General features: G+C 71.0%; 18 protein-coding genes. 14 read left to right on the forward strand and 4 right to left on the reverse strand.

Annotated features, from left to right (window positions below; genetic code table 11):
• Positions 1–4 precede the first annotated feature (4 nt).
• The 8 genes from ACXYX3_RS12810 to ACXYX3_RS12845 are packed head-to-tail and all read left to right on the forward strand — an operon-like array spanning position 5 to position 9,105.
• A complete protein-coding gene (locus ACXYX3_RS12810) occupies positions 5–1,657 on the forward strand; it encodes a carbamoyltransferase family protein (RefSeq protein WP_458611923.1) in 1,653 nt (550 codons plus the stop codon).
• Complete coding sequence (locus ACXYX3_RS12815; protein WP_458611924.1) at positions 1,654–3,150, forward strand: HAD-IIIA family hydrolase; 1,497 nt, start codon at positions 1,654–1,656, stop codon at positions 3,148–3,150. Before ACXYX3_RS12810 ends, ACXYX3_RS12815 begins: the two co-directional genes overlap by 4 nt.
• Positions 3,147–4,193: a glycosyltransferase family 9 protein gene (locus ACXYX3_RS12820; protein WP_458611925.1), complete on the forward strand. Its 1,047-nt coding sequence runs from the start codon at positions 3,147–3,149 to the stop codon at positions 4,191–4,193. Before ACXYX3_RS12815 ends, ACXYX3_RS12820 begins: the two co-directional genes overlap by 4 nt.
• Complete coding sequence (locus tag ACXYX3_RS12825; protein WP_241206698.1) at positions 4,190–4,759, forward strand: D-sedoheptulose-7-phosphate isomerase; 570 nt, start codon at positions 4,190–4,192, stop codon at positions 4,757–4,759. The genes ACXYX3_RS12820 and ACXYX3_RS12825 overlap by 4 nt, the downstream gene beginning before the upstream one ends.
• Positions 4,756–6,171, forward strand: coding sequence for a D-glycero-beta-D-manno-heptose 1-phosphate adenylyltransferase (gene rfaE2, locus ACXYX3_RS12830; protein ID WP_458611926.1), 1,416 nt, complete (start codon positions 4,756–4,758; stop codon positions 6,169–6,171). The genes ACXYX3_RS12825 and rfaE2 overlap by 4 nt, the downstream gene beginning before the upstream one ends.
• On the forward strand, positions 6,168–6,872 hold the full coding sequence (locus ACXYX3_RS12835; RefSeq protein WP_458611927.1) for an SDR family oxidoreductase: 705 nt from the start codon (positions 6,168–6,170) through the stop codon (positions 6,870–6,872). Before rfaE2 ends, ACXYX3_RS12835 begins: the two co-directional genes overlap by 4 nt.
• Positions 6,863–7,813, forward strand: coding sequence for a glycosyltransferase family 9 protein (locus ACXYX3_RS12840; RefSeq protein ID WP_458611928.1), 951 nt, complete (start codon positions 6,863–6,865; stop codon positions 7,811–7,813). Before ACXYX3_RS12835 ends, ACXYX3_RS12840 begins: the two co-directional genes overlap by 10 nt.
• Complete coding sequence (locus ACXYX3_RS12845; RefSeq protein ID WP_458611929.1) at positions 7,810–9,105, forward strand: UDP-glucose dehydrogenase family protein; 1,296 nt, start codon at positions 7,810–7,812, stop codon at positions 9,103–9,105. The genes ACXYX3_RS12840 and ACXYX3_RS12845 overlap by 4 nt, the downstream gene beginning before the upstream one ends.
• On the opposite strand, the gene phoU is transcribed toward ACXYX3_RS12845, so the two are convergent.
• Positions 9,102–9,821, reverse strand: coding sequence for a phosphate signaling complex protein PhoU (gene phoU, locus ACXYX3_RS12850; RefSeq protein WP_308192977.1), 720 nt, complete (start codon positions 9,819–9,821; stop codon positions 9,102–9,104). The genes ACXYX3_RS12845 and phoU overlap by 4 nt on opposite strands.
• A gap of 99 nt (positions 9,822–9,920) precedes the next feature.
• On the opposite strand from phoU, the gene ACXYX3_RS12855 reads away from it, so the two are divergent.
• Complete coding sequence (locus ACXYX3_RS12855; protein WP_241206693.1) at positions 9,921–11,774, forward strand: CheR family methyltransferase; 1,854 nt, start codon at positions 9,921–9,923, stop codon at positions 11,772–11,774.
• Between the two features lie 24 nt (positions 11,775–11,798).
• On the opposite strand, the gene ACXYX3_RS12860 is transcribed toward ACXYX3_RS12855, so the two are convergent.
• Complete coding sequence (locus ACXYX3_RS12860; protein ID WP_458611930.1) at positions 11,799–12,908, reverse strand: Rv2629 family ribosome hibernation factor; 1,110 nt, start codon at positions 12,906–12,908, stop codon at positions 11,799–11,801.
• A 36-nt stretch (positions 12,909–12,944) separates the two neighbouring features.
• Positions 12,945–13,592: a UdgX family uracil-DNA binding protein gene (locus ACXYX3_RS12865; RefSeq protein ID WP_458611931.1), complete on the reverse strand. Its 648-nt coding sequence runs from the start codon at positions 13,590–13,592 to the stop codon at positions 12,945–12,947.
• 242 nt (positions 13,593–13,834) lie between these two features.
• Between ACXYX3_RS12865 and ACXYX3_RS12870 the strand changes: the two genes are divergently transcribed.
• Positions 13,835–14,620, forward strand: coding sequence for a SigB/SigF/SigG family RNA polymerase sigma factor (locus ACXYX3_RS12870; protein WP_458611932.1), 786 nt, complete (start codon positions 13,835–13,837; stop codon positions 14,618–14,620).
• Between the two features lie 65 nt (positions 14,621–14,685).
• The gene (locus tag ACXYX3_RS12875; protein WP_458611933.1) at positions 14,686–17,034 is read left to right on the forward strand and encodes a Tex family protein; all 2,349 of its coding nucleotides are present in this window, start codon (positions 14,686–14,688) and stop codon (positions 17,032–17,034) included.
• A 13-nt stretch (positions 17,035–17,047) separates the two neighbouring features.
• On the opposite strand, the gene ACXYX3_RS12880 is transcribed toward ACXYX3_RS12875, so the two are convergent.
• Complete coding sequence (locus tag ACXYX3_RS12880; RefSeq protein WP_241206688.1) at positions 17,048–17,713, reverse strand: VldE C-terminal domain-containing protein; 666 nt, start codon at positions 17,711–17,713, stop codon at positions 17,048–17,050.
• A 241-nt stretch (positions 17,714–17,954) separates the two neighbouring features.
• Between ACXYX3_RS12880 and ACXYX3_RS12885 the strand changes: the two genes are divergently transcribed.
• The 3 genes from ACXYX3_RS12885 (at position 17,955) to ACXYX3_RS12895 (ending at position 21,456) form a co-directional block, all read left to right on the forward strand.
• On the forward strand, positions 17,955–18,977 hold the full coding sequence (locus ACXYX3_RS12885) for a DUF7159 family protein (protein ID WP_458611934.1): 1,023 nt from the start codon (positions 17,955–17,957) through the stop codon (positions 18,975–18,977).
• 36 nt (positions 18,978–19,013) lie between these two features.
• Entirely contained in the window at positions 19,014–20,183 is a 1,170-nt protein-coding gene (locus ACXYX3_RS12890; RefSeq protein ID WP_458612071.1) for an acyl-CoA dehydrogenase family protein, read from the forward strand.
• Positions 20,184–20,283: 100 nt separating this feature from the next.
• Positions 20,284–21,456: a Fic family protein gene (locus tag ACXYX3_RS12895; protein ID WP_458611935.1), complete on the forward strand. Its 1,173-nt coding sequence runs from the start codon at positions 20,284–20,286 to the stop codon at positions 21,454–21,456.
• The last annotated feature ends 11 nt before the right edge of the window (positions 21,457–21,467 follow it).

Below are 21,467 nucleotides of genomic sequence, written 5' to 3' on the forward strand. Positions count from 1 at the left end.
ACTCATGCGAATCCTCGGTATCAACGCGGTGTTCCACGATCCCGCCGCCGCCCTGGTGATCGACGGCCGGATCGTCGCCGCCGCGGAGGAGGAACGGTTCTCCCGCCGCAAACACGGCAAGCAGGCCGTACCGTTCTCCACCTGGGAGCTGCCCGTTGCCGCCGCGCGGTGGTGCCTGGCCGAGGCCGGCATCGACGCGGCCGACATCGACGCGGTCGGCTACTCCTACGATCCGGCGCTGATGGCCGACGAATCGGGCCAGACCGATGGCCTCGACCGCGACTGGGAGTACCTGCGCACGCTGTATGCACAGCGCGCCGCCCGCTTCCTCGCCACCGCGCTGCCGGGCCTCGACCCCGCCGTGGTGCGCCATGTCCGCCACCACGTCGCCCACGCCGCGTCCACCGCGCTGGCCTCGCCGCACCCCGACAGCGCGGTGCTCGTCGTCGACGGCCGCGGGGAGCGCACCTCGATGCTCGCCGGTGTCTACCGCGACCACAAGCTCGACGTGCTGGCCACCCAGGAGCTTCCGCACTCGCTGGGCCTGCTCTACGAAAGCCTCACCGAACACCTGGGTTTCGCGCGCTCCAGCGACGAGTACAAGGTCATGGCGATGGGCTCCTACGGCAGCCCCCGGTTCATCGACGCGATGCGGGAGCGGGTCTACGCCTGCCCCGACGGCGGCTTCCGCACCGAGCCGATCACCTGGACCGACTTCGCGCCCGTCCGCACGACCGGTGGACAGGTCGGTGCGCTGGACCGGCCGGACCCCGTGCACGCCGACCTCGCCTGCAGCGTGCAGCAGGTGGTCGAAGAGGTGCTGCTCGACCTGGTGTCCTGGCTGCGCGAGCGGGTCGACAATGACGCGCTGTGCCTGGCCGGCGGCGTCGCCCTCAACTGCGTGGCCAACACCCGCATCCACGCCGAAAGCGGCTTCGACCGCATCTGGGTGCAGCCCGCCGCCGGCGACTCCGGCACCGCACTGGGCGCCGCGCTGGCCCTCGCCGCCGACGAGGGGGAACCGATCGCACCCATGGGGTCGGCGCAGCTGGGTCGCGGATGGACCGACGACGAGATCCGCGCCGTCCTCGATCGCGCGGCGCTGCGCTACGAACGACCCGACGACCTCGCACGGACCGTCGGCGAAGCGCTGGCCGACAACCAGCTCGTCGGCTGGTTCCAGGGGCGTGCGGAATTCGGGCCCCGCGCGCTGGGCGGCCGCTCCCTGCTGGCCGACCCGCGCCGGCTCGACAACCTCGAGCGGCTCAACGACGTCAAAGGCCGCGAACAGTTCCGGCCCGTCGCCCCGATGGTGCTGGCCGACCGCGCCGGTGAGATCTTCCGCCGCGGTCCGCTTCCCAGCCCGTACATGCTGTTCGTCCACGATGTCGCCGACGAGTGGCGCGACCGCATCCCGGCCGTCACCCACGTCGACGGCACGGCGCGGGTGCAGACCGTCGACGAGAGCCTGCCGTTGCTGCACGCCACCATCGGTCACTTCGCGCGGTGCACCGGTGTGCCGGTGCTGGTGAACACCAGCTTCAACACCGCGGGCCGACCGATGGTCGACAGTCCGGTCGACGCGCTCGAGTGTTTCGGCAGCGCCCCCATCGACGTTCTCGTGCTGGGCCCCTTCCTCCTGCGGCGACCCCGATGAACCACGACGTCACGATCGTCATCCCGACCATCGGTCGGGAGTCTCTGCAGCGCTTGATCACCGGCCTCGATCGCAGCGACGGGCCCCGCCCGGCGCGCGTGATCGTCGTCGACGACCGGCCCGGCGGGCACACCCTCACGCTGCACTCCGAACTGCCGGTCAAGGTGCTCGAGAGTGGCGGGCGGGGACCGGCCGCGGCGCGCAACGTCGGCTGGCGCGCATCCGACACGCCCTGGGTGTGCTTCCTCGACGACGACGTCCTGCCCACGGCCCCATGGCTTTCCGCGCTGGATCAGGATCTCGCGGCGGCGGACGCGGTGGGTGCTGCAGGCTCGCAGGGCCGGCTCGACGTGCCGCGCGAGACCACCGGGCGCCCCACCGACGACGAACAACGCACGCTGCGTCTGGCCACCGCGCAATGGATCACCGCCGACATGGCCTTCCGGCGCGACGTGCTGGTGCAGGTCGGCGGCTTCGACCAGCGCTTCCCGCGCGCCTACCGGGAGGACTCCGACATCGCGCTGCGCATGACCGCCGCGGGCCATCACATCCTGCGCGGCAGCCGCCGCTGCCTGCACCCGGTAGCGCGCGCGACCTGGCGGACGTCGCTGCGTGTCCAGATCGGCAACCGCGACAACGCGCTGATGCGCCGCAAATTCGGGGCCACCTGGCGTGACCGCATCGGCGAGGGCCGCGGCCGACTGCCCGCGCACGCCGCCTCCACCGTGGTGCTCGCGGCAGCGGCGCTGGCCGCGGTGACGGGTCGCCGCCGCGTCGCCGCCGGTGCCGGTGTGGCGTGGACGGGCCTGACCGCCGACTTCGCCGCCCGCCGCCATCTGGCCGGGTCCCGCACCGTGGCCGAACTCGGGCCGATCGTCGCGACGAGCGCTCTGATCCCGCCGCTGGCGGTGTGGCACCGGGCGGTCGGTGCCTGGCAGCACCGCCATGCGCGAACCGATCCGCCGCTGGCGGTGCTGTTCGACCGCGACGACACACTGATCGCGGACGGCCCGTACCTCAACGACCCGCGGGGCGTGCACCCCGTGCCCGGCGCCCGCCGCGCCCTCGACCGGCTGCGCCGCCGCGGCCTGCTACTGGCTGTCGTGACCAACCAGTCCGGCGTCGCGCGCGGGCTGATCACCACCGAACAGCTCGGAGAGGTGAACGCCGAAGTCGTCGGACGACTGGGAGCGTTCGACGAGTGGCAGGTGTGCCTGCACGGCGAGGACGACGGCTGTGCGTGCCGCAAACCCGCCCCGGGCATGGTGATCGCGGCTGCCGCGGCGCTCGGTGTGCCGCCGGCACGCTGCGTAGTGATCGGTGACACCGGCGGCGACGTCGGCGCGGCGCTGGCTGCGGGTGCCCGGGCGATCCTGGTGCCCACGGACCGGACGCTGACGCCCGAGATCGAGGCGGCGCAGGCGGACCCGCGTGCGGCGGTGGCGGCGACGCTGACCGCCGCGGTGGACATGGTGCTGCAGGAGGCGCGATGAGCACCGCGCTGGTGGCCCGCCTCGACAGTGCGGGCGACGTGCTGATCACCGGTCCGGCGATCCGCGCGGTCGCGCAGCGCCACGACCGGGTGGTGATGCTGGCAGGGCCGCGGGGGCGCGCTGCCGCGGAACTGCTGCCCGGGGTGGACGAGATCATCGAATGGCAGGCGCCGTGGGTGGATTTCGACTCGCCCGAACTCACCGCCGCACACGCCGACGATCTGCTCAAGCAGCTGCGCGACGTGGCCCCCGATCGCTGCTACATCTTCACCTCGTTCCACCAGTCACCGCTGCCGCTGGCGTTGTTGTGCCGGATGGCCGACATCGGCTGGGTCGGGGCGATCAGCGTGGACTATCCGGGCAGCCTGCTCGACCTGCGCCACGACGTCGCCGACGACATTCCGGAGCCGCTGCGCGCCCTCTCGCTCACCGAGGCCGCGGGATGTGCTCTGCCGCAGGGTGATACCGATGCACTGCGGGTCACCGGCATCGCTGCGCTGCCGCAGTGGCTGCGGGACCGTGTCGGCGCGGGCGAGTACGTGGTGTTCCATCCAGGCGCCGCAGTTCCCGCGCGGAGGCCCGGCGCCGACCGCAGCCGGGCGATGGTCGCCGCGCTCGTCGCCGCCGGACACCGCGTGGTGGTCACCGGCGGCCCGGACGAGCGCGAGCTGACCGCGCACGTCGCGGGCGCGCACTCCGATACCGCCGCCGGTGCCGTCGACCTCGGTGGGGCGACGACGCTGGCCGAACTCGCCGCGGTCCTCGCCGGCGCCCGGGTCGTGGTGGCGCCCAACACCGCAGCCGCCCATCTCGCCGCCGCGGTCGGCACGCCGGTGGTGTCGCTGTTCGCGCCCGTCGTGCCCGCATCCCGGTGGGCGCCGCACGGTGTCCCGGTCACCGTGCTCGGCGACCAGGCGGCGCCCTGTCGCGGCAGCCGCGCCCGGGTCTGCCCGCTGCAGCGGCACACCTGCCTCGACGACATCTCCGACCGCGCGCTGCTGGAGGCAGTGCACGCCTACGCGCAGGGAAGGAAAGCACCATGATCGCAAGCCATTTCGACGATCTGATCGGCGCCGTCCGACGCACCAGCGGTGACATCGGTCAGGTGCAGGGGTGGGGGCACCAGCTCGCCGGTGTGCTCACCGACGGGGGCCGCCTGCTGGCGTGCGGCAACGGTGGCAGTGCTGCTGAAGCCCAGCACCTGACCGCGGAACTGGTCGGCCGGTTCGCCGCCGAACGTCGCCCGCTCTCGGCGATCGCGCTGCACGCCGACACCTCCGCGCTGACCGCGGTGGTCAACGATTACGGCGGCGACGAGATCTTCGCGCGCGGGGTGCGCGCCCACGGCCGCCCCGGTGACGTGCTGATCGCGTTGTCGACGAGCGGCACCAGCCAGAACGTCTTGACCGCGGTCAAAGCCGCGAGCGAGATCGGGATGACGACGTGGGCGCTCACCGGACCGGCGCCCAATCCGCTGGCCGCGACCTGCACCGAGGCGATCTGCGTGGACGCACCGTCCACCGCGACGGTGCAGGAGGTTCACCTGCTGCTCGTGCACGCGCTGTGCATGGCCGTCGACGAACGCATCCTCGGCGCGGTGCCCTCATGAGTTCCGCACCCCTGGTGATCGTCGGTGACACCCTGCTCGATGTCGACATCGACGGCAGCGCAACACGATTGAGTCCCGAGGCCCCCGTACCGGTCGTCGATGTCGAGCGGGGCTGGCACCGCCCGGGCGGCGCGGGTCTGGCCGCGCTGCTGGCCGCCCGCACCCACGACCATGTCGTCCTGGTCACCGGGATCGCCGACGACGCGGAGGGCCGGCGGCTCGCGGACCTGCTGACCTCGGCCGGTGTGCGGCTGCTCGCGCTGCCGATGCGGGGAACCACCGTCACCAAGACGCGCGTGCGCGCCGGCGGACAATCCCTGCTGCGTATCGACCGCGGTGACGCCGTACCGGTGCCCGGCTCGCTGCCACCGGGCGTCGCCGACGTGCTCGCCGACGCCGGCGGGATCTGCGTGGCCGACTACGGCAGGGGAGTGGCGGCGCTGCCCGCGCTGCGCGATGCGGTGGGCGCTGCGGCGGCCACCACCCCGGTGGTGTGGGACCCGCACCCGCGCGGCGCCGAACCGGTGCGCGGGTGCCGGCTCGTCACGCCGAACGACGGCGAGGCACAACACTTCTGCGGCGCAGACCGCAACCCCGGCGAGGTGCTGCGGCAGCGCTGGGGTGCGCACGCCGTGTGTGTGACGCTGGGGGCGCGGGGAGCCCGGGTGGTCGATGCCGACGGCGCGCGCACCCACATCGGCATACCCGCCCAGGCCGCGGCCGGGCCCGTCCGCGCGGACACCTGCGGTGCCGGCGACCGGTTCGCCGTCGCCGCCACTGCGGCACTCGCCGACGGCGCCGACACCGTCGCCGCCGTGACCGCAGCGGTGGACGCCGCCGCCCGGTTCGTCGCCGCCGGCGGTGCCGCCGGCGTGTCGATCCCGGCCCCGGCCGCGCAGGGCAGCCCGGTCGCCGACACAGGGCGCGACGTCAGCCATGACGCCGCCGACGCCGTCACCCTGGCCGAACGCCTGCGCGCCGACGGCCGCACGGTGGTGGCAACCGGCGGGTGCTTCGACCTGCTGCACACCGGGCACATCCGGTTACTGCGCACTGCACGGGAATTGGGTGACGCGCTGATCGTCGTCATCAACTCCGACGATTCCGTGCGTGCCCTCAAGGGCCCCAGCAGGCCGGTGATGCCCGCCGAGGACCGTGCCCGGGTGCTCACCGCGCTGGCGTGCGTCGACGCCGTCGCCGTCTTCGACGATGCGACGCCGGAACGCATCCTCGAGACCCTGCGGCCCGACGTCTGGGTCAAAGGGGGCGACTACACCGTCGACGACCTGCCCGAAACCGCCGTCGTGACCCGCCACGGCGGCGATGTCGTGATCGTGCCCACGGTCGCCGGCTACTCCTCATCCGCTCTGATCGCCGCTGCGCGGTCGGACCTCACGAAAGGTGAATCATGACCTCTTCCGCCACCCGCTCACCCGGAGCCGTGCTGATCACCGGAGGTGCTTCCGGACTCGGCGCCGCGGTCGCCGAAGCCGTTGCCGCACAGGACGGTACCCCCCTGGTGTTGGACCGCGCCCGGCCGATCGGTGACGTCGCCCACGTGTGCGCCGACCTCGCCGACACCGACGCCGTCGACGCGGCGGTGGCCACGCTCGCCGAGCAGGCGGGCGGACGCATCGACGGCGTGTTCACCGCCGCGGGCATCGACTCCTGCGGCACGTTGCGCGAGGTGCCGGCCAAGGAGTGGGAACAAGTCGTCGTGGTGAACCTGCTCGGCACCGCGGCCGTCATCCGCTCCGCCCTGCCGTATCTCACGACCGGCCAGAGTCGCATCGTCACCGTGGCCTCGACGCTGGGCATCAAAGCGGTCAGCGATGCCACGGCCTATTGCGCTTCGAAGTTCGGCGTGGTCGGCTTCACGCGCGCCCTGGCGGCCGAACTGGCCGGCGAGATCGGCGTGACCCTGCTGATCCCCGGAGGCATGCACACGCCGTTCTTCGACGGCCGCACCGAGCAGTACAAGCCGCCCGCCGACGCCGTCCTGAACCAGCCGGCCGACGTCGCCCGAACTGTGCTGTTCGCGCTGACCCAGCCGCCCGGCTGCGAGATCCGCGAACTCGTCGTGTGCGCCTCGACGGAATCCTCATGGCCCTAGACGCGGCTGCAGAGCCGCGCACGATCGTGGTGCTGCGGGCACTCGGGCTCGGCGACCTACTCACCGGCGTTCCCGCGCTGCGCGGGCTGCGCCGCCGCCATCCCGGCGCACGCATCCTGCTGGCCGCACCCGGGCAGTACCGCGATCTGGCTCTGCGCTCCGGTGCCGTCGACGACATCGTCGACACACCGGGTCTCGGCCCGCTGGCCGGGGCGCCGAGGGAACCCGACCTCGCGGTCAACCTGCACGGCCGCGGGCCACAGAGCATCAGCGCCCTCGCCGCACTGCGACCCGCCCGGCTGCTGACCCACCACCACGAGGCCCACCCCGAGGTCCCCGGGCCGCCGTGGCGGGCGGAACTGCACGAGATCGACCGCTGGTGCGCGCTCCTGCATTGGGCCGGGATCGACTGTCGCCCCGATGATCTCGCGCTCGACCGGCCGCAGGGCTATCCCGACAACTCCGGGGTCGTCGTGATCCATCCCGGCGCCGCCGCCCCGGCCCGGCAGTGGCCGCCGCACCGATTCGCCGCGGTGGCCGCGGCCCTGGCCGATGAGGGCCACCGCGTCGTGGTCACCGGCTCGCCCGCCGAAACGGATCTGGTGCAGGCCGTGGTGCGCAAGGCCGGGCTGCCCCGCTCGGCGGTCTGGCCGGCGTCGGGTCTGCTCGCGCTCGTCGCACTGATCAGCGACTGTGCACTGCTGATCTGCGGCGACACCGGTGTCGGGCACGTGGCCACCGCCACCGGCACGCCGTCGGTGCTGTTGTTCGGCCCCACCCCGCCGGCTCTGTGGGGTCCGCGCGGCAACGACCGCCACGTCACGCTGTGGGCCGGTGACCGCGGCGATCCGCACGGTCGCACCCCGGACCCCGGTCTGCTGCAGCTGACGGTGCCCCGGGTACTCGACGCCGCCCGCGCCGCACTGGTGGCCTGCCGATGAGCCTGCGCATCGGTGTCGTCGGTGTCGGATACGTGGGCCTCACCACGGCCGTGTGTCTTGCGCGCGACCACGACGTCGTCGCGGTCGACATCGACGACCGTAAGGTGGCGAGCCTGGCGTCGGGGGTGGCGATCATCGACGAGGCGGATCTGCCGGCGCTGCTGGAGAGCATGCTGGACCGCGGCCACCTCGCGTTCAGCACCGATCATCGGGCGCTGGCCGACCGCGACGTGGTGTTCGTCTGCGTCTCGACCCCCAGCGGGCCCGAGGGCGCCGCCGACCTGCGGGCCCTCGACGCCGCCACCGCGACGCTGGCCACCGTGCTGCGCCCCGGCGCGGTCGTCGTCGTGAAGTCGACGGTGCCGGTCGGCACCACCCGCGGCGTCGCCGACCGTCTGCGCCCCTGCGGGATCGGCGTGGTGTCCAGCCCCGAATTCCTGCGTGAGGGCCGCGCGATCGCCGACTTCACCCACCCCGACCGCGTCGTCGTCGGCGCGGACTCCGGCAGCGACGCCGCCCTGGTGTGCGCCGCCTACGGCGCGGACCCCGCGACGGTGCTGCACATGAGCCCGGAGAGCGCCGAGCTGGCGAAGTACGCGAGCAATGCGTTCCTGGCGGTCAAGCTCTCCTACACCAATTCCCTTGCCCAGCTGTGCCATTCCTACGGCGCCGACATCGCCGATGTCACCGCATGTATGGGCGCCGACCCGCGCATCGGCGCGGGCTTCCTGCAGCCCGGCCCCGGCTGGGGCGGCTCCTGCCTGCCCAAAGACACTGCAGCGCTGGTGCATTCAGCGCACGCCCGCGGTGTCTCGGTGGCCGAAGTGGAGGCGGCGCGCCACACCAACGCCGTCCAGCAGGTGCGCATCCTGGCCGCTCTGGAGCGGGCGATGCCGTGTGCCGTCGACGGTTGCCGAATCACAGTGCTGGGGTTGACGTTCAAGGCGGCCACGAGCGACACCCGCGACTCACCGGCGCTGGCGATCAGTGCACACCTCACGGCGGCCGGCGCCCACGTGTACGGCTACGACCCGCAGCTGCCCGCCATCGATCCCGCCGTGCTGCACGCAGCCGGCGTCACCGGTGTCGACGATCCCTATCGGGCGGCGAAGTCGGCGGATGCCGTCGTGGTGCTCACCGAGTGGCCGCAGTTCCGCGACCTGGACTGGGCGACGATCGCCGAGCAGGCGCCCGGGGCCGTGGTGTTGGACGCGCGAAATCTGCTCGACCGCACGGTCATCGCCGCCACCGGGCTGCGCTACCTGGGCAACGGCCGCGCCGACGGCTTCTAGGCCGGCTGCTCGTCCATCGCCACGCCGGTGGCCTGGAAGTACACCCGACGGGCGATCTCGACCGCGTGGTCGGCGAAGCGTTCGTAGAACCGGCCCAGCAGCACCATGTCCGCCGCGACCAGCGGGCCGTGCTGCCAGTGCGGGGCGGCCACCCGCCCGAACAACTGCCGGTGCAACTCGTCCATCCGTTCGTCACCCGCGCAGATCCGCTCGGCGAGCGCGGCGTCGACCGAGCCGACCGCGTCGCGCGCCTGCGCCGCCATCCGCACCGCTGTCGCGCCCATCTCGGTGAACAGATCGGTGAGTTCGGGTGGCGTCGCCGGCAGCGGGTGACTTCGCGAGGCGGTGCGCGCCACGTGCGAGGCCAGCGCGCCCATCCGGTCGGCGTCGGCGCCGATGTGCAGGGCTGCCACCACCGTGCGCAGGTCACGCGCCACCGGCGCCTGCAGCGCCAGCAACCGGTAGGCGCGGTCGTTGACCGTCACGCCCAGCGACGTCAACTGATGGAGCTCGGTGCGCAACCGGCGGGCCTGGTCGGCGTCGGCGGCCAGAAGTGCGGTGGTCGCCGACCGCATCATGGTCGAGGCGCGGTCGCACATCTGGGCGAGGTCGGCCACCAGAGCGTCGAGCGTGTCGTGGAATTCGTTGCGCATGGGTACCCCGCAATCCGCCGGTGCGATCAACGGCGAGGGCCACGTACCCGCTCGAGTCGCCACCAAACCACGTCTCGAGGCGGGTAAATTCACCCCGTGGCGGTGGCCCGCGACGATCAACGAGCCACGACGATGTTCCAGCTAGGTGCAGCAAGGTGATGTGTGAGCGAACCCGACAACGAGGCCGAGACCTTCGAAGATCTGCTCCGCTTCCTGCGTGACGCGCGCGGATTCGACTTCACCGGCTACAAGCGGACCTCCCTGATGCGCCGCGTGCGCCACCGCATGGAGCAGGCCGGCTTCAGCACCTTCGAGGAGTACCTCGACGCTCTTCAGGCCAGCGCAGACGAGTTCGCCGCCCTGTTCAACACGATCCTGATCAACGTGACGAGCTTCTTTCGGGACGCGCAGGCGTGGGATTACGTCCGTGACGAGGTCATCCCGACCATGCTGGCGCAGCGCGGCCCCGGCGACCCGATCCGGATCTGGAGCGCCGGGTGCGCGTCCGGGCAGGAGGCCTACACGCTGGCGATGCTGCTGGCCGAGGCGATGGGGGTCGACGACTTCCGGCAGCGCGTCAAGATCTACGCCACCGACGTCGACGAAGAGGCGCTCGCGGAGGCCCGCATGGCCTCCTACGACGCGCGGGCTGTCGAATCGGTGCCGCCGCGGCTCCTCGAACGGTACTTCGATCCGGTCAACGGCCGGCACGTCCTGAGCAAGGATCTGCGCCGGTCGGTGATCTTCGGCCGCAACGATCTGGTCCACGACGCCCCGATCTCCCGGGTGGACCTGCTGGTGTGCCGCAACACCCTGATGTACTTCAACGCAGACACCCAGGCCAACGTGCTCAGCCGGTTGCACTTCTCGCTCGCCCCGCGCGGGGTGCTGTTCCTGGGTCACGCCGAGATGCTGCTCAGCCACACCGATCGCTTCACCCCGATCAACCTCAAACACCGCTTCTTCCAGAAGTTGCCCTCGTCGGTCGACGCGGTCGCCTCCTACCGGTCGCCTGCCTTCGGGGATCGCCGCCACGAGGTGTCGGCCCTGGAATCGATCCGTGACCTGGCGTTCCACGCCAGTCCGGTCGCGCAGATCGTCGTCACCGGCGACGACACGGTGGCGATGATCAACCAGCAGGCCGAGGCCACGTTCGGATTGTCCGGGCGCGACATCGGCCGGCTGCTGCGCGACCTCGAAGTGTCCTACCGCCCGGTCGAGCTGCGCGGCTACGTCGAGCAGGCGAAGGTGGAACGCCGGTCCGCGCGCATCCCCGACGTCTCCTGGCAGCGTCCCGGCAGCGACGACGTCTGGTTCGAGATCCACGTGAACCCGCTGGTCGACGGCCAGAACGGACTGGTCGGCATCTCGATCGTGTTCTTCGACGTGACCGCCACGCGCGCGCTGCTCGACAAGGTGGTGCTCACCAACAGCCGGCTGGAAACCGCCTACGAGGAACTGCAGTCCACGAACGAGGAACTCGAGACGACCAACGAGGAGTTGCAGTCCACGGTCGAGGAACTCGAGACCACCAACGAGGAGCTGCAGTCCACCAACGAAGAGCTCGAGACGATGAACGAGGAGCTGCAGTCCACCAACGACGAATTGCACACCATCAACGACGCACTGCGCGAGAGCAGCCTCGAACTCGACGAGACCACGGCGTTCCTCGACTCGATGATCACGTCGGTCCGCTTCGGGTTGAGCGTGGTCGACCGGCAGACCCAGGTGCTGGTGTGGAACCGCAGCTGTGAGGAGCTGTGGGGCCTGCGGGCCGACGAGGCGATCGGCCGCCCACTGGCCGACCTCGACGTCGGCCTGCCCATCGGCGAGGTGAAGCCACTGATCGGCCAGGTGTTCGTCGACCCCGACGCGGTCGAGGAGACGACCGTCGACGCGGTCACCCGGCGCGGACGCGACGCGCGGGTCCGCGTGTACTGCTCGGCGTTTCGCGCCGCCGACGGTGCGGTCAACGGGGCGCTGCTGCTGATGCAGGTGATCGAGCAGGCCGACTAGACCGACCGACCCACGCCGGAACGGCTACGAGGCGGGCGTGCGCGGGGCGTAGCGCAGGATCGCGGCGATGCCGTCGCGCGGGCTCAGCCGTTCGTCCATGCCGAGGAGATCGGCGTCGATGGCGACCGCGGCGAACGGGAGCGCCTCATCGGCACGCACCGTCACCGTGACCGGCGATCCCAGTTCGGAGAGCACCTCGGGGGTGGGGGCCACCGTCGTCGCGGAATCACCCACGACCACGGTGGCCTCGGCGAGATCCCCGATGATCAGCGTCTCCACCGCACCCTCGCGCAGCGCCGCGCACACCCCGTCCAGGCCCTCGGTCGCCAGCCCCGAGCGACGGTTGATCTCGGCTGACACCCGCTGTGCCGCATCATCGATGACGTCGACCCGGCGAAGGCGCAGATGGGTGTCGATGTCGTGGGCCAGCGCGTCGGCGTCGACGCTGCCGCGTGCCCCCGCATTCACCTCGACGACCCTCTCGGCCACCCGCTGCGGCAGCGTGGCCACCAGATCCGCGCGCGAGCGGACCTCGCCGACGACGAACACCACATCGGGATCGGCGTCCTCGAATGTCGCGGTGACGTCCTCGGCGACCTCCTGCACGTTCTTGCGCCGCGCTTCGTCGGCGGTGCGCTGCGGGTCTCCGTAGCCGGCGTTCTCGGCACCGGAGGCCTTGTGCACCGGGTAGCGGTCACCCTCGACGCTGATGGCCTGCGTACGCCCACCACGGTGCACGCTGATGTCGGCCCCGGCGTGGTCGACGGCCACCGTCAGATACGGCGGGTCGTCGACGCCGTGCACGACGGCCGGCACCAGATACGGCAGGGACGACAGGCGCACGAGTGTGGTGTCCGGCGGCCGGATCAGTCGCTGATCGAGATGCACCCTGCCCTGCGAGGCGATCACCGCGCGGCCACCGCGGCCCACCGCCGCGGGGGCCCCGGTGAGCGCTTCTCGCACGGTGCCGACGAGCTCGTCGGCGGCACCTTGGCCGGCGAGGTCCTCTTCGACGGCCCGCCAGCGCAATTCGGCCTGCTTGACCGCATCGGCGGTGTCGTGACTGTCATCGACGTAGACGGAGGCGAACGGCCCCGGTGCGTCGATCAGAGAGCGGAATCTGTTGGGCTGCATACGGGCAGGGTGCCCACCGCGGGCCGCGACAAACGATCACCTACGCATCACACCCGCTGCCAACCGCAGGTCGGAAACCAGTGACGCCAACGATTGCTCCCGCGCCTCCGCGGGACCGCGTAGCACCGCCGACGGGTGCAGGGTCGCGATGACCGCGGGGTCGGCCTTCTCCGGGAGACGCAACACCTCACCGCGGTGGGCTGTCAGGCGAAAGTCGTTTCCCAGCAGCGACTTCGCAGCGGTGGCGCCGAGACAGACCACGACCTCCGGGGCGATCGCCTGCAGTTCGGCGAGCAGCCAGGGCCGGCACGAGACCACCTCGGTGCGACTCGGAGTCTTGTGGATGCGGCGGGTACCGCGCTCGGCGGGCACGAATTTGAAGTGTTTGACGGCGTTGGTCACATAGACCGATCCGCGGTCGATTCCCGCCTCCTCCAGCGCCGTGTCGAGCAACCGTCCGGCGGGACCGACGAACGGTTCACCGCGACGGTCCTCCTGATCGCCGGGCTGTTCGCCGACCAGCATCATGTGCGCCCCGGCCGGTCCGTCGCCGAAGACGGTCTGCGTGGCGTGCGAGAACAGATCGCAGCCCCGGCAGGCGCGGGCGGCGGCGGCGAGATCACCGAGATCGGCATTCGGCGGCAGGAAGTCCGCGGCGGTGACTGAGGGCTTGACGGAGGGCATGCAGGCCGGGTACCCACGGCGCCGGGAGCATCACGAAAAGTCCGTCCTACGAAGTGTTCCGCCTCGCTTCCGGAATCCGTGGACGTCGCCTGGGCCGCAATGCGAAGTCGTTGCCGACACCCGAGCGCACCCGCGTTTTCGGGACATACTTGTTCGCGGGGGTCCTCGATCCCCAGTGCGGATGGTTCAACATCGAAGCTGTTCGCCTCTTCGAATCAGTACTGCACAGGAGGCGCCACACGATGACACATGACCCCGATAACGCGACGCTGCACGACGCGTTCGTCGCCCTGCATCGGCTGCCCGACGACTCGCCCGCGCGCGAGCGGTTGCGCACCCGCATCATCGAGCAGTGCCTGCCGATCGCGGAACGCATCGCCCGCCGCTATGACCGGCGCGGTGAGACGCACGACGACCTCGTCCAGGTGGCGCGCGTCGGATTGATGAACGCGGTGAACCGCTTCGATCCGACGGCCGGTCCTGAGTTTCTCTCCTACGCCATTCCCACCATGATGGGCGAGGTCAAACGGTACTTCCGCGACTGCAGCTGGTCGGTGAACGTACCGCGCCGCCTCAAGGATCTCTATCCCGCCCTCGGCCCACTGACCGCGGAATTGACCCAGCGGCTGGGACGGGCGCCGACAGCGGGCGAACTCGCCGACGCGCTGGGCGTGGACCACGGGGAGGTCGTCGAAGCGCTCACCGCCGCAGCAGGTTTCAAGCCCCGATCGTTGGACTACACCTCTCGCAACGAAGACGACGGGCCCACGTTGGTCGATCGGCTCGGACAGCCCGACCCCGGAATCGACTTCATCGAGGACCGCGATGCGCTGCGTGCTCAGCTCGAGACGCTGCCCGCCCGGGAGAAACGGATCATCGTGCTGCGCTTCTTCGAGTCCCTGACGCAGAGCGAGATCGCTACCCAGCTGGGTATCTCGCAGATGCACGTGTCCCGGCTGCTCACCCAGTCGCTGTGCCGGCTCCGCGACGGCATGCTCGACGACCGGCCGCACGCGAAGGTGGCCTGACTCTTCCCGAAACACCGTCGGTGCGCGACGCGGTGGTGTCGGTCGGGTTCGGTAGGGTCTGCGCCGTGACAACGAGCTCCGCGCCGACCCGCCGCCCGACCGTAACCGCCCGTCTCGCTGCGGAACTGGCGGTCGGAGAAGATCAGGTCAGCGCCGCGGTCCGGTTGCTGGACGAAGGCGCGACCGTGCCGTTCATCGCCCGCTACCGCAAGGAGGTGACCGGCAGCCTGGACGACGGTCAGCTGCGTACGCTCGCAGACCGGCTGAGCTACCTGCGCGAACTCGACGAGCGCCGCGAGGCCGTGCTCGCCTCGATCCGCGAGCAGGGCAAACTCACCGACGCCCTCGTCGAGGCGCTGCTGACCGCCGAGACCAAGGCGCGGGTCGAGGACATCTACCTTCCGTACAAGCCCAAGCGCCGGACCAAGGCCCAGATCGCACGGGAAGCCGGGCTCGAGCCGCTGGCCGAGCGATTGCTCGCCGATCCCACGCTGACCCCGGAGAAGGCCGCCGCGGAATTCGTCGGGCCCGAGGTGGTCGACGCCGCCGCGGCACTCGACGGCGCCCGGCACATCCTCGTCGAGCGGGCCGCCGAGAACGCCGAACTGGTCGGCCAGGTGCGCGAACACTTCTGGCAGCACGGCGCGGTGCGCTCCCGCGCCGCCTCCGACGCCATCGCCGCGACGCCCAAGGCGCAGAAGTTCTCGGACTACTTCGACTTCGCCGAGCCGTTGACCGCGATGCCGTCGCACCGGGTGCTCGCGGTGCTGCGCGGCGAGAAGGAAGAAGTGCTCGCGCTGACCGTCGACGGCGGCGACGAGGCCGAGTACCAGGCGATGATCGCCCGGGCGCTCGAGGTGGACCTGACCGCAGGCGCCGCCGCCACCCCGTGGCTGGCCGGCGTCGTCGGGTTCGCCTGGCGCACCCGGCTCTCGGTCTCGGCGTCGGTGGACGCGCGGGTCCGGCTGCGGCTGCGTGCCGAGTCCGACGCGGTCACCGTGTTCGCCCGCAACTTGAAGGATCTGCTGCTCGCAGCCCCGGCCGGCAACCGCACCACGCTCGGACTGGACCCCGGTTTCCGCACCGGCGTCAAGGTGGCCGTCGTCGACGGCACCGGCAAAGTGCTCGACACCTGTGCCGTCTATCCGCATCAGCCGCAGAAGCAGTGGGATGCCGCCAAAGCCACGCTGGCCGCGTTGGTCGCGCGGCACGGCGTCGAGCTGATCGCGATAGGCAACGGCACCGCCTCACGCGAGACCGACGCGCTGGCCACCGAGGTGATCGCCGAGATCCGCGCTGCCGGCGCCGCAGCACCCACCAAAGCCGTCGTCAGCGAAGCAGGCGCCTCGGTCTACTCCGCGTCGGCGTACGCCGCACACGAGTTGCCCGACCTCGACGTCACGCTGCGCGGAGCGGTCTCCATCGCGCGCCGCCTGCAGGATCCGCTGGCCGAGCTTGTCAAGATCGAACCGAAATCCATCGGCGTCGGCCAGTACCAGCACGACGTGACGCCCGGCATCCTGGCCCGCAGTCTCGGCGCGGTCGTCGAGGACGCCGTGAACGCGGTCGGGGTCGACGTGAACACCGCCTCGGTGCCGCTGCTGGCCCGGGTGTCCGGTATCACCGAGACACTCGCCGAGTCGATCGTCGCGCATCGCGACCGCACCGGTCCGTTCCGCAATCGGAGTGCATTGCTGAAGGTGCCTCGGCTCGGGCCCAAGGCGTTCGAACAGTGCGCCGGCTTCCTCCGCATCCGCGACGGCGAGGATCCCCTCGACAGCTCCGGGGTGCATCCGGAGTCCTACCCGGTGGTGCACCGCATCCTCGACCGGGCCGGGGTGACGCTGGCCGAGATCATCGGCAATCAGCGTGCGCTGCGGTCCGTGCGGCCCTCCGAGATCGCCGACGACCGGTTCGGCGTGCCCACCGTGACCGACATCCTGGCCGAACTCGAGAAGCCCGGCCGTGATCCGCGGCCGGAATTCACCACGGCCAGCTTCGCGGCCGGCGTGGAGAAGGTGGCCGACCTGAAAGAGGGGATGATCCTCGAGGGCGTGGTGACCAACGTCGCCGCGTTCGGCGCCTTCGTCGACGTCGGCGTGCACCAGGACGGTCTGGTCCACGTGTCCGCCATGTCCGACCGCTACGTGTCCGATCCGCACGAGGTGGTGCGCTCGGGCCAGGTCGTGCGAGTGAAGGTGGTGTCCGTCGACGTCGAGCGGCAGCGGATCGGGCTCAGTCTGCGGCTCGACGAGAAAACCCGCGCCCCGCGCAAGGAGTCGACACCGCGGCAGGGGCCGCGACGAGGCTCCGACCAGCGGCCGCGCCGCGAGGGCGGCAACGATCGGCGGGGGAGCGGCAGCACGGGAGGGTCGATGGCGGACGCGCTGCGCGCCGCGGGTTTCGGGCGGTGAGCCGGGCGCTCGATCAACCCAGGTAGACGGGACCGGCAGGATAACCGCCGCCGACTGTCGCGATGTGCACGTGGTTGTAGTGGTTGGCGTTGTCAGAACCGAGATCGGTCATGCCGTGCGGGGCGCCGTGGGTCGGGTACATGGTCTGCCGCCAGATGACGTGCGCGACGCCGAGGCGGTCGGCGTTGCTCAGCGCGAACGCCACGATCGCGTTTCCGAGTGCAATGCCTTCGGCGGAGCTGTAGTCGGGGATCATCACGTCGACGGCGAGACCGTCGGGGTGCCACCGCAGCGCATCCGGGCGCACTCCACCGATGCGCTGGATCTCCGGGAAGATCGCGCTGACCGCGCGGGCCACCAGGATGGTCTTGACCTGCATTCCGGTCTCGGAGCCGACGGTGCTGGGCAGAGCGGCGTCAAGGGTGCGGTGCATCGACCGCGAGGCGGCGAGCCGCAGGCCGTCGTCGGCGGGTGTGCTGCGGTACTCGGGGATCGGTGACGGAAGGGCAACCAGCGACGTGCAGCACGGTGCCATCGATGGAGACCCAGCCGGGGCTGGATCCGGTGTGTGAATCGAGTCGGCTCCAGAACACAGCAGCGCCAGCGCGGGGAGCGCGACCGCGGCGGCAGGCGCCGCCCACCGAGGACGGCGCCTGGTGGCTAAGCGGTGTCTGCCCACGGGCCTGCACCTTACCGCGCCGTCAGGGGTGTCCAGCAATTCGGTCGTGATGCCGATAGGTCTGCCGTTGCCCTGCTGTGCGCAGCCGGAGGTTCGAAACCGCTGCTCACGCAGTTGGCGCGCGGGATCTCGCGGGTGGCGTTAGGCTCGCCGTTGGCGGCCTCGGTGTGGCCGGTGTAACACCGGATCCAGGTCGCCCGATGAACCACAGACACCGGCTTCGACACCCGAAGGAGATGCCGTGGGCGCAGTTCTGGGGTTGTCGTTGACCAGCACCGAGGTCACCTGGGCGCTGGTGGACGAAGCCGAGCGGACCGTCGTCGACCACGACTCGCTGGAACTCGACGGCGGTTCGGAGACCGGCACCGACATCGCTCGTCTCGCCGCTCGCGGCGGCCACGGCCTGGCCCGCGCCTGCGGGCTCGACGTCGAACGGTTGCGGCTGGTGTGGACGCCCGATGCCGAGGCGCGGGGCCGGCGACTGCGTACCGATCTGCGCTCGCTGGGCGTGACCGTCGATGCCGTGCCGCTGGTCTGCGCGACCCGGGTGCTCATCGACCCTCAAGACTGCGACATCCCGCCCTTGGTGGCGCTCGCCTACGGTGCCGCGTTGGCCGAGGTGGACCCCGCCGAGGCGATCACCGTGGCACTGCCTCGTGTCGCCACGCGCCGGAAGAGGCCCGTGCGGGTGCTCGCCGCCGCGATCGGGGTGGCCGCTGCCGCTGCCGTCGGCGCAGTCTTCCTGACCGCGGGATCGGTGCCGGAGGTCGAACCGGCGGCGAGCGCGGCGGCCGCACCCGCCGCTGCTGAACCTGGATGGGTCAGCGTCACGGCGCCGGTGGACGCTGCCGCAGAGCCTGCACTCAAGTTCGTCACCGCTCCGTCGCCGACCTACGCCGCGGCTCCGGTGCGCGTCGCCGCACCTGCGGCTCCGGCTGCACCCAAGGCGCTTGCCGCACCGGCGCCCGCGGTCGTGGCTGCACCCGAGGCGCTTCCTGGCCCCGACGCACTTCCTGCCCCCAACGCGCTTCCCGGCCCCGCACCGGTTGCATCCCCCGAGGGACCCGAGGCGCCTGAGGCGATTGCGACGAGCGGCACGCCGACGGCGCCCTCGTCCGCACCGCACCTCCCGGTCGACGATCAGCAGCACCTGCCCGGCGCGGAGCCGCTCGTCGCACCGCTGCCCGGCCCCGACCTCGAGGCACCCGCGCTGCCGGACACGGAGATGACAGTTCCGGTGAATGTGTTCACTGCGTTGCCCTGACGCGTTACCGTCGAGGCCGTGACAACGGTCCCTCAGATGACGCGTGACGATGTGGTCGGCGTGGCTCGTGGCATGAGAGAGCTGGTGCGTGAGGAGGCTGCCGAGTCGGAGCGCCGGCGCACCCTGAGCAGCAACGTCGTCGACGCGATGTGGTCGACAGGTTTGATGTCGGCGTTCAACCCCGCGTCCGCGGGCGGAGTGGAGCCCTCGTTCGCCCAGATGATCGAGACGTGGATCGAAATGGCTTGGCAGGACGGCTCTTTCGGGTGGGTCGGGATCGCCAATCTGCCGTCGTCGTTCGCCGCGGCGACGTACCTGCCCGACGACGGATTCGCTGAGGTCTTCACCGCGCACGACAACCACGTCACGATGGGCGGGCAGTTCTTCCCCAACGGCCAAGGCGTCGCGGTCGACGGCGGCTACCGACTCACCGGCTCGTGGAGTTTCGGCTCCGGCACCGGGCACGCCGAATACGTCGCTGCCGGTTTCCTGCCGATGGTCGACGGCGAGATGCAGTGGATCAGCGAAGGCGTGCCCGACATGCGGGTGGCGATCGTGCCCCGCGCCGACGTCCAGTTCAACGACGGCTGGCATGTGCAGGGGCTCAAGGCCACCGGCTCCTACGACTACGCCATCGACGATGTGTTCGTGCCACATGGCCGCACGTTCGCGCTGTTCACCCGCGAGCCGCTGCGGGGCACCTCGCCCGCGACGCGGATGGGCATGATGCCGGTGACCGCCGCCGGGCATGCCGCCTGGGCGCTCGGGGTGGCCAAGAGCATGCTCGACGACGTCGCCGACCTCGCGGCGACCAAATTCCGGATGAGCGACATGGCAGCACTGGCGACGCGGCCGACGTTCCAAAAGGGCCTGGCCCGGCACGTCGCCGCATGGCGGGCAGCGCGGCTGCTGGTGCTCGACGCGTTCGGCACGGCCGAGGCCGCCGTCGCGGCGGGCGACGACCTGACCCCGACGATGCGGGCCGATATGCGGGTGGCAGCGGTGCACGCCACCGACACCGCCCGGGAATGCGCGGAGTGGGCCCACCTGGCCGCCGGCACGACGGCCATCCGCGAGGGCAGCCGGCTGGAGCGCGCGTTCCGCGACATCTACACCGGCACCCAGCACGCCTTCATCAGCGAGAAAGTCGCGATCGACGCCGCCCAAGTGTGGCTGGGCATCGTCGAGGACCAGTTCGGGCTCTGACTCAGTCCGACTCAATCGTCAGTGATGTTCGCCCGCGGATCTGAGGTCAACCCGCCCGCATAACTTCACTTGATCGTATAGCTGAAGTTAAAGTCGGAAAGTGACTTCACTTCGTCCCACGACCTACGAGGACGTCCGCTGGGAGCCGCAGGGCGGACGCCACAGGAATGGGGCGCGACCTCGATACGGGATGTATCGCCCTGCCGTGCCCGCGGCCATCGCCGACCTCACTCTGGATCTGCCGTCGCAGGTGTTGGCCGAGGCGGAATCCGCGAGCCGCGAGATAGCACGCTTCGATGCGGAGCTCGGCGGCGAGATAGCACCTTTTGCTTCTGTGTTGCTGCGGTCGGAGTCTGCGGCGAGCTCGCAGATCGAAAACCTGACCGCCACCGCGCGCGCCATCGGCGAGGCGGAGCTGCCCAACGGTAAGTCCAAGCGAAACGCTGAAATGATCGTCGCCAATGCCGCTGCGATGCGTGCAGCGCTCGCCCTCTCCGACACCGTCGATGCCGACGCCATCCGGGCGATGCACAGGGCGTTGATGGCCGACGATCCATTGCACACGCCAGGGGAATTCCGCACCGAGCCCGTGTGGATCGGAGGCGGCTCGACTCCGATCGGTGCGACGTTCGTCGGCCCGCGCCACGAGCTGATCCCCGAGGCGATAGGCGACCTCATCGCTTTTGTGCACCGCGCCGACGTTTCGACGCTGCCGCAGATCGCGGTGGGCCATGCACAGTTCGAAACCATCCACCCGTTCACCGACGGAAACGGCCGCACGGGCCGCGCTCTGGTGCAAGCGCTGCTGCGCAACAAGGGCTTGACTCGCCAGGTGACCGTGCCGGTCTCAGCCGGGTTGCTGGCAGACACCGACGCGTACTTCGCCGCGTTGACCCGTTACCGCGACGGAGACGCTGCGCCGATTGTCGAATGCTTCTCCCAGGCCACCGTCCTGGCCATTGCCAACGGGCGACAACTGGTCACCGAACTCCGCGATATCCGCGACGGGTGGAACGAGGTGATCGCCGCGCGATCGGACTCCGCGGTGTGGAGGGTGGCAGACTTGCTGACCCGTCGCCCGGTCGTGAATGCCGCGCTGTTGGCGCAGGAGCTCGGCATCGAGTCCACCAACGCACACCGCTACCTCAACCCGCTCGCCGAGGCGGGGATACTCGTCGAGGCAGCCAGCGGGCCTCGTAACCGGGTATGGCGTTCGCCCGAAGTGCTTGCCGCACTTGATGCTTTCGCCGCACGCGCCGGCCGGCGACGCTGATGGGCGAAACA

Source organism: Mycobacterium sp. Panama NTM2 (assembly GCF_054355555.1).